This is a genomic window from Okeania sp. SIO3B5 (assembly GCF_010692555.1).
Classification (GTDB): Bacteria; Cyanobacteriota; Cyanobacteriia; order Cyanobacteriales; family Microcoleaceae; genus Okeania.
This window is the reverse complement of sequence record NZ_JAAHHG010000652.1, coordinates 1-4917: the sequence shown is the minus strand read 5'-3', so window position 1 is coordinate 4917 and position 4917 is coordinate 1. Positions and strand designations below refer to the sequence as shown.

The following is a 4917-nucleotide window of genomic DNA, read 5'->3' as shown; positions in this document are numbered from 1 at the left end:
GAGACAGGGAGACAGGGAGACAGGGAGACAGGGAGACAGGGAGACAGGGAGAAAGGGAGACAGGGAGACAGGGAGACAGGGAGACAGGGAGACAGGGAGACAGGGAGACAGGGAGACAGGGAGACACGGAGACACGGAGACAGGGAGACAGGGAGACAGGGAGACAGGGAGACAGGGAGACACGGAGACACGGAGACACGGGGATGGAGGCTTTTAATTTATGATTAAAAGTTGACTTTTCACCATTTTAGTCAGAGCAAAAGGGACGCTTATTGGCGCTCAAAATCGGCAAAGTACGCGTCTTTAAGCTCTAAGAGAATATTTGGTTCAACGTCGCTTAAAAGCCTCCATCCCCGTGTCTGGTGTGTCTGGTGTGTCCCCGTGTCTATCGAGAATGAAACAGCCCTGCCCCTCCTGGGGGGGGGTTAGGGGTGGGTTGTCTCCTGTCTCCTACCCCAGCAAAAAGATTTTCCATACGCAAACCCTAATTAGCGATCGCTCTTTTCTCAAATCATACCTTAATTCACCAACGCCCTTAGTTTTATGCTTGTTTAGGTATTGCAGTCGTGATAGTAATGATTCTAACTTTTTTTTCGATTTAGCACCATCAAACATTTCCCCTGTTGACAATGTTGCTAAAGTTTTTACTCCTAAATCTACACCAGCTACATCTACTGATTTCTCAGTAATTTGGGGTATCCTTTCTATTTTGAAACTAATAAACCATCTATTAGCTTTCCTGCTAATAGTTACAGAAGAATTCTTACTTTTGACTTTTTACTTTTGAATTGAATCTAATACACTATTTTAGGTGAAACAATCCACTACGCTTATAATTTCACAAGATATTGAATTTCATACATCAAATCAGCAACACTAAAAAAACAGATAATTAGGGTTTGCTGATTAAATCTCAAATAATTGCCAGATAAAGGTTTTAGCATTTTTTGATCTAAAAAAGTGTCAGCTTTTCAGTGGAAAAAGCTCATGCATGCTAGTATTTTGGGAGGATTATGGCAGACAAATCAAGGGAAGATTCTTCTGGCTACCTCTCCTCGGAATCTCATTCCTCCTGGATTCACCGATTCTGTTTGCGTTTGCGTAGCATCCCGTAGGGAAGCATGACAAACGGAAATTCTGGCTCCTCCTCTGAAAAAGTCTTTTTTTCAGCAAGCCCTAATTATGACGATTTATATTTTTAATATTGGGTTTAATACCCCCACGCTTCTGCTTAAAAAGAGCCATTAGTAAAGTTTGATAAATATCGATCTATAACAATCTTATTTCAATTTCCGTTACAAAAACAACTTCTGTACCTCGCCAATCTGACGGCTCCCCTATCTGACTTCTGACTTCGTTAATATCCCCTTAAAAGGGAATACTTTAAACCACAATTTTTCGGTAAAAGTTTCAAGTTTTTATCAAAATAATATTGGTTTAAAACCCCCCCTTTTAAGGCGAAATATTTTCGGAGAGTTTCTCAAATCCCCTACTTCCCCTCCCCTCCTGGGAGGGGTTAGGGGTGAGGGGTGGGTTAACTTCTGACTTCTGACTTCTGACTTCTGACTTCGTTAAATATCCTGATATTTTTTACAAATAATTTAGGATTGCTATAGATTAAAATAAGATTTTAAAATTTTTTTATAAAATAACTAACATATTAAATAAATATGAGAATTTTAAATAAATATGAGAGGAATTTTACAAAAGTTTAGATAAGCTTCAATTAATTTCAATTAATATAACAGAAGAATATGCTACGCTAATAAACCAATAGTATTACAATCAAATTAAGTAATTATGATCGCTCAGAAGTTTATAGAAGAAACCGCGCTCAAGTGAGGTAGTATCAATCGCAAAACTGGGGGGTTAAAATTTCAATTAATTTATCAAAAACTGACCAAATTCATCAAAGAATTCTCATAGAAATATATGGCCTTAAGCCAGACTACCACAATGTTTCTGAAATCACTATTCCCCCGTATCAAAGTGAGCAGTCATATACCTCTACGAGCTATTCTAATAGTACCATTTGTGGTTCAGATTTTTGGGGCTGTAGGTTTGACAGGATGGCTATCTCTACGCAATGGCCAGGAAGCTGTTAATGAAGTAACAACTCAATTAAGAAATGAAGTTAGTACTCGTATTCAAGAAAGATTAAAAGATTATTTAGAAGCACCCAAGGTTATTGCTCAAATTAATTGGGATGCTATTAATTTAGGTCATTTGAATATTCAAGATACGGCTAGTTTAACCCAGCAATTTTGGCGACAAAGATTTTTGTTTGATTCGGTTAATATTTCTGCTATTTATTTTGGTAGCGCCCAAGGAGAATTTATTGGTTTAGGATTTCAAAATAATAATCAATGGCAAATTGGTAGAGCAGGTAAATCTACGAAAGGTAAATTTCATAGCCTTGGTATTGATAATGAAGGAAAGCCTACAGAATTATTAGAAATTGGCAAAGATTATAACCCCAGAATTAGACCTTGGTATCAAAATGCAGTAGAGGCAAAAAAACCAACCTGGAGTGATATTTATGCTGATTTTAAAGAGCTAAGATTGAAAGTTACTTTAGTTCAACCTGTTTATCAAGATAATAATGAATTAATCGGAGTAGTTGGAGTTGATTTTGTTCTTTCTCACATCAGAGAATTTCTCCAAAGTTTAAAAATAGGTAAATCAGGACAAACTTTCATTATCGAACGTTCTGGATTTTTAGTGGCTTCTTCTACTTCTCAAAAACCATTTAGTTTGAAAGATGAAGAAGTCACAAGAATCAAAGCTGAAAATGTTGATAATTGCCTAATTGGTACTACTGCAAATTATTTAATCAAATATTTTGGTGACTTTAGCGAAATCAAGCAATCTCAACAATTAGAATTTCTACTCAATGGCAAGCGACAATTTTTACAAGTAGTACCTTTTTCTGATGGTGAAAATTTAGATTGGCTAATTGTAGTTGTGGTGCCAGAAGAAGATTTTATGGATAAAATTAATGTTAATACTCGTACCACAATAAGACTTTGTTTAATAGCTTTATTTGTAGCAACAGTAATAGGAGTTTTGACCTCTCGTTGGATTAGTTATCCTGTCATGTGTTTAAGTGCTGCTAGTAAAGAAATTGCTAGTGGAAAATTCGATCAAATAGTTGAAATCAAAGCAGTAAATGAACTAGAAATTTTAGCAGAATCTTTTAATTTAATGGCGCGACAATTACAGCAATCATTTGCTAATTTAGAAAAAACAAATGCTGAACTAGAACAACGAGTGGAAGAAAGAACTGCAGCGCTGCGTCAGTCAGAAGAAAAATTTGCTTTAGCTTTTAAGGCAAGTCCAGATGTAATTACTATTAGTAAACTTGCAGATAGTAGGATAATTGAAGTTAATGATAGCTTTCTGGAAACCACAGGTTATAGTCGCGAAGAAGTGATTGGTAAAACAGGGACAGAATTAAGTTTATGGGTAAATCCTGAAGAGCGAAGTAATATTTATAAAATATTAGAAACTCATGGCAGAATTCATAATCAAGAAATTAGCTTGAAGCTAAAGTCAGGACACATTAGAATTGGTTTATTATCAGGAGAAGTTATTTTTCTTGATGGGCAACTTTGTTTACTTTCAATAGTTAATGATATTACAGAACGCAAAGAAGCAGCGGAAGCATTACGAAAGGCTGAAGCAAAATATCGTAGTATATTTGAAAATTCAATTGAGGGTATTTTTCAAACTACACCTGATGGTTTTTTCTTAAGTGCTAATCCTGCTTTGGCTAAAATGTATGGTTACTCTAATTGTTCAGAATTAATTGCTAATATTAGGAATATTGCACAACAGCTATATGTTAACCCTAATCGTCGGCAAGAATTTATTGATGCTATTAATAAATATGAGGAAGTATCAAATTTTGAATCAGAGATTTATCGTTATGATGGTAGTATTATTTGGATGTCTGAAAAAGCTCGTGCTGTACGGGATGCTAATGGAGAAATTCTTTACTATGAAGGTATTGTAGAAGATATTACGCTTCGCAAACAAGCAGAAGCAGCATTACGCGCAGAACAAGAAAAGTCTGAGCGTCTACTAATGAATATTTTACCCGAACCTATTGCATTTAGATTAAAACAGGATACCAGTGCAATAGCTGATTATTTTGAAAAAGCTACAATTTTATTTTCTGATATAGTTGGCTTTACTCCTATTGCTGCCAGGGTTTCCCCAATAGAATTAGTTAACCTGCTCAATCAAATTTTTTCTAAATTTGACTATCTAGCTGAACTTTATGGTTTAGAAAAAATTAAGACTATTGGCGATGCTTATATGGTAGCAGGTGGGTTGCCAGTACCCCAAGAAAATCATGCAGAAGCGATCGCTAATATGGCATTAGATATGCAGCAAGAAATTGATAGGTTTCAAACAGATATGGGCGATAAATTTCAAATTAGAATTGGTATTAATACAGGGCCAGTAGTAGCTGGTGTAATTGGTACAAAGAAATTTATTTATGATTTGTGGGGAGATGCTGTGAATGTAGCTTCGAGAATGGAGTCTTCTGGAAAAGCTGGAAAAATTCAAGTTACAACTACTACTTATGAACTATTAAAAGATAAATATATTTTCCAGGAAAGAGGTTTAACTTCAGTTAAAGGTAGAGGTAAAATGGTCACCTATTGGTTGTTAGGGAAAAAGTAATTTTGAAGAAGGAGTCAGGAGTCAGGAGTCAGGAGTCAGAATTTAAAATTCAAAAGTCAAAAGTCAAAAGTCAAAAGTTAGAACTTAAAATTCAAAAGTCAAAAGTCAAAAGTCAAAAGTTAGAACTTAAAATTCAAAAGTCAAAAGTCAAAAGTCAAAAGTTAGAACTTAAAATTCAAAAGTCAAAAGTCAAAAGTTAGAACTTAAAATTCAAAAGTCAAAAGT

At 35.1% G+C, this 4917-nt stretch carries 3 protein-coding genes and 1 pseudogene; 3 read left to right on the top strand and 1 reads right to left on the bottom strand.

What is annotated here, in order from left to right:
• Positions 1-224: pseudogene (locus F6K54_RS40255) on the top strand (hypothetical protein); the annotation flags it as partial.
• Positions 225-450: 226 nt separating this feature from the next.
• On the opposite strand, the gene F6K54_RS40250 reads toward F6K54_RS40255, so the two are convergent.
• Positions 451-630 (bottom strand): hypothetical protein, encoded by a 180-nt coding sequence (locus tag F6K54_RS40250; RefSeq protein WP_293089985.1) that lies wholly within the window; start codon positions 628-630, stop codon positions 451-453.
• Between the two features lie 1302 nt (positions 631-1932).
• Here F6K54_RS40250 and F6K54_RS40245 point away from each other — a divergent pair.
• Together F6K54_RS40245 and F6K54_RS40240 are read left to right on the top strand one after the other, a co-directional pair.
• Entirely contained in the window at positions 1933-4692 is a 2760-nt protein-coding gene (locus F6K54_RS40245; protein WP_293089983.1) for an adenylate/guanylate cyclase domain-containing protein, read from the top strand.
• A 2-nt stretch (positions 4693-4694) separates the two neighbouring features.
• The gene (locus F6K54_RS40240) at positions 4695-4892 is read left to right on the top strand and encodes a hypothetical protein (RefSeq protein ID WP_293089981.1); all 198 of its coding nucleotides are present in this window, start codon (positions 4695-4697) and stop codon (positions 4890-4892) included.
• The last annotated feature ends 25 nt before the right edge of the window (positions 4893-4917 follow it).

Excerpts from the sequence above, each read along its gene's own strand:
- F6K54_RS40245 (WP_293089983.1), top strand. The coding sequence starts at position 1,933 with ATGGCCTTAAGCCAGACTACCACAATGTTTCTGAAATCACTATTCCCC.